General features: G+C 61.1%; 3 protein-coding genes. All 3 read right to left on the bottom strand.

Going from position 1 to position 3,558, the window contains the following annotated elements:
• Positions 1–121: 121 nt before the first annotated feature.
• Entirely contained in the window at positions 122–1,372 is a 1,251-nt protein-coding gene (locus tag NW819_RS02235; protein WP_414412764.1) for an ATP-binding protein, read from the bottom strand.
• 90 nt (positions 1,373–1,462) lie between these two features.
• Complete coding sequence (locus tag NW819_RS02230) at positions 1,463–1,753, bottom strand: hypothetical protein (RefSeq protein WP_414412763.1); 291 nt, start codon at positions 1,751–1,753, stop codon at positions 1,463–1,465.
• Between the two features lie 65 nt (positions 1,754–1,818).
• Positions 1,819–3,558 (bottom strand): FAD-dependent oxidoreductase (locus NW819_RS02225; protein WP_414412762.1); only part of this gene is annotated, 1,740 nt, incomplete at its 5' end.

Here is a 3,558-nt window from a genome sequence, read left to right as displayed (position 1 = left end):
GTAAAGGTGCCCCCCACATCGATCCCCAGGCGGGCCAAGCTGCGGCTTGCTTCCGTCTGATCCAGATTGGCCGGATCGAGGTTGCTACCCAACGCTGATGCGACCATGGCTTCTATCGCTTCTATAGTCCATCGCTGTCCTTCACCAGCCCTGCCCGAACTGCATCCAAAAACTGACGGGCAGTGCGACCGGAAAAGCCGTTTTGCTGTTGGGCCCAGATTAAGGCCTGGCGGCGCAGGGCATCCAGAGATTGGGTGAAACCCAGCCGCTGGGCCAAGTGTTCTACGGTTGCCAGGTAATCTCCCTGGGTGAAGGGGGTGAAGGTGAGGGTGAGGCCGAAGCGATCCCGCAGCGACAGCTTTTCCTGGACCGTATCCCAGGCGTGGACTTCTTGATCTCGGGGATTGGGACGGTCGCCAAAAAACTCGCGGATGAGATGGCGGCGGTTGCTGGTGGCATAAAGGCGCACGTTGGGGGGCGGCGCAACGAGATCCCCCTCCAGGAGCACCTTGAGCTGCTTGAACTCGGTTTCCTCTGCCTCAAAGGAGAGATCGTCCACAAACAAGATGAAAGGCAACACCTGCGCCCGCAGCTCTGCCAAAATTTCCGGCAACTGAATCAAGTCTGTTCGCCTCAGCTCCAATAGGCGCAGCCCCTGCAGGCCGTAGCGGCGCAACAACGCCTTCACCAGAGAAGACTTGCCGGTGCCCCGCGCCCCGTAGAGCAACACATGCAAAGCCGGATCCCCCCGCAGCAGCGCTTCGGTGTTGGCCGCCAACTGCCGTTTCTGCCGTTCGTAGCTGTAAATCTCCTCCCAGTCAGGCAGATCGGGAGCAGGGATCCCTTCTAGCCCTGCTGGCCCCCAGCGAAAGGCCCAGTAGCGACCACAGAGCCCTACCCCCCTTTGGCGGTAGTGGGCAATTAAGGTCTCCAAGCTCTGGCCCCAATCGGCAAAAGAGCGGGGATCCCAGCCAGCGCTATCGGTTTCCCCATCGGGCCAGGGGATCCCCAGACCCAGCGCCTGCATTTGCTCGGCAATGGTCTCCTGACTATCCGCCAAGGTTTGCAGACAGCGGAGATCGTGGCGGGCCGCCTGCATCAGAGGCCCTGGGATCTCTTGGGATCGCAGCGCCGCGCGGGAAAAGGGGTTATCTGCCCAGCCAATCTCCCGGATCAGCCATTGCCGCCAGCTCAGGCCCTGCCGGGCCAACTGCTCAAACCAGCGCCCGTAGGCCGCCCAGCACGGCAGGGGATCCCCACTCATCAACTGCTGGATTAGCTCCTGCCAGGCTAGGGCTAGGGGGTGGGTGCAGATGTCCCGGAATACCAGCAGCTTGGCCGCTGCTTCTGCTGCTTCTTGGAGGGGGGTCATCGCTTGAAGCCGCTCTAACTTGGCGTTGCTTATCCGCTCCCTAGGGGAGGAGACTGGGGGTAGTTGCGTTAACAACACGGAGCGCTTGAGTTACCTGGCATTGTCCCGCCGGCCCAGTTCATAGAGGCCTCCGCCAACGCAGGCGATCAGGCCGCAGGAGACGGCCCAGCTTTTGCCCAAGGAGATCTCCGTCAGGGCTACCACCAAGCCTGCTGCCAGCAAAAAGGGAAGGGTGCTCAGCAAGGAAGCCAAAGCTCCACCGGGATCCCATAGCAATTGCTTTTCCCAGCTCTCCTGCAGCTTTTGATGCAGCGGCGAAAACCCCCACATTAGCCCTAAGCCCCACAGAGCCGTGGCGGCCCATAAAGAGGGGCGAAGCATCTCCCAGCCCACAAGTCCAACCCCAACGGGATCCACCGGTCAACTCCCAACCCTGCCTTTCTAGGCTAGCGGGATTGGGCCCAATCGGTGGCGGTAATGGTGGTGCCAGGAAATTGAATGGGGTTGCCCAAGCTCTGGATTTGGGCCTGGAGAGCTGGCAACAGCCGCAAATCCAAAAGCGGCTCCTCCACGATCTCCGCCGGGATCAGATCCCGTTCTAGGGCAAAGTAGGCCGTGTGGCCGGCGGCGGTGCCAATGGCCCATTCCACCGGATGCACCCGGTAGGAGGCACTGGCAATGCGGCTGGTGGCGATATTTTTGTTGCCGGCTAGCAGATTGTCAATGCGCTGGGGGATCAGAGCCCGCAGGGGGATCTGGTAAGGGTAGCTGGGGGCCTGCGCGTCTTTGTTGTTGCTGGGGGGCAGGGAAAAACCCGGCAGCAGGCAATCGTGAAAGTCGATGGGGTACTGGCCCACCCCCACCGAGTCGTAGAAGATGAAGGGCCGCCCGCGGTTTAGCTCCGATTCACGTGTGGTGATGTCCGACTCGTAGATGGTAAATCCTTCTGGGTAGGAGAGGCTGGGCCGACCAATGATGCGCCGCGACTCGCGGATATAAGGGTACTTGGAGAGGCCGCTGGCAGTTCCCATGGGGGTATTGGGCCCCCGTAGGTAGGCATAGCGCAAGTAGAAGTCTTTTTGAAAGTTGGGATCCTCCTGTTGCAGGAGAAAATCCGTCCTTCCCGCCACCAGCCAGTAGAAAAAGCCCTTAGCATGCTGCTCAGCTCGCCGCAGGGCTTCCACCCGCAAGCCCCCCATCCAGCCGCCCGGCTGCAGTTGGCCTGAGGCCTGCAGTTGCTCGTGGGTAAGGATGAGGTTCATCTCCGGCCCTGTGATGCGCCAGTCGTTGCCCCAAGTCCAGTTTTGCATTGACTGATCCCCCACCCGGATGGCCTCTTCCCCAAAGCCAAACACCTGTCCCCGGATGCGGCGGTAGGTAAAGACCAGGCCAAAGTTAAAGCGCGGCTGTTCAAAGCTGTAGTAGGGACCGTGCAGTGGATCGTTGTAGAACTCCGGCTTGACCGGCACCTGCGGCACGGGGAAGCGCTCCATGACAAAGGTGTAGGTGAAGCCCTGGGTACAGTAGGGATCCACGTAGGGCTTGGAGCTGGGTTCCCAGCGGCTTTGGCCATCGGTTCCCAGGCGGTAGGGCACCCGCGCCAGGGGCAGCAGCTCGCCGGTTTCGGTGGCATCGATCACCACCCAGGGCAGGGTTTTGTCTTGGCGTTCTGGCGGCGGCTCAAAGCGCAGGATCTCCTTGTCCCAGTCCTCGGTGGGTTCTAGACGATAAAAATCGAGAAAGTAGCTGGAGAGATCCCCTCGATTCTCTGGCTGGACGCCGGCGTGTTTGGGGATGTTGCGGATGGCCTGCACGCTGCGGATTTGGTAATCCGCAATCTCCAAGTCTTTGACCACCGTCTCCGTAAATAGCCGCAACTGCCCCGACTGCAGATAGGGATCCAACATCTCCCGGATCACCTGATGGCCCACCTGCGGGGAAAAGCAGAGCACGCTTACCCAGCACTTGCCGGGGTTGGGATCGCCGCCGTATTTTTCCCGTACCCGCCGGCGAAACTCGCTGTAGCCCCTGGGGAAGATGTCGTTTTCTCGTTGCAGGGGTCGCTCGTCCAAAGCGGAGACTCCCTGGGCGCTCACCTGCCCCCCGATCCAATCGGTGATCTCCGTCATGCACACCTGCCGGCCCAGTTGCAGCGCGTCATAGGCCGCCGCCACCCCCCCCAGCCC

The sequence above is a fragment of the Synechococcus sp. R8-2 genome (genome assembly GCF_047461715.1).
In the GTDB taxonomy this organism is placed as follows: domain Bacteria; phylum Cyanobacteriota; class Cyanobacteriia; order Thermostichales; family Thermostichaceae; genus Thermostichus.
This window is presented reverse-complemented; position numbering and strand designations above follow the sequence as displayed.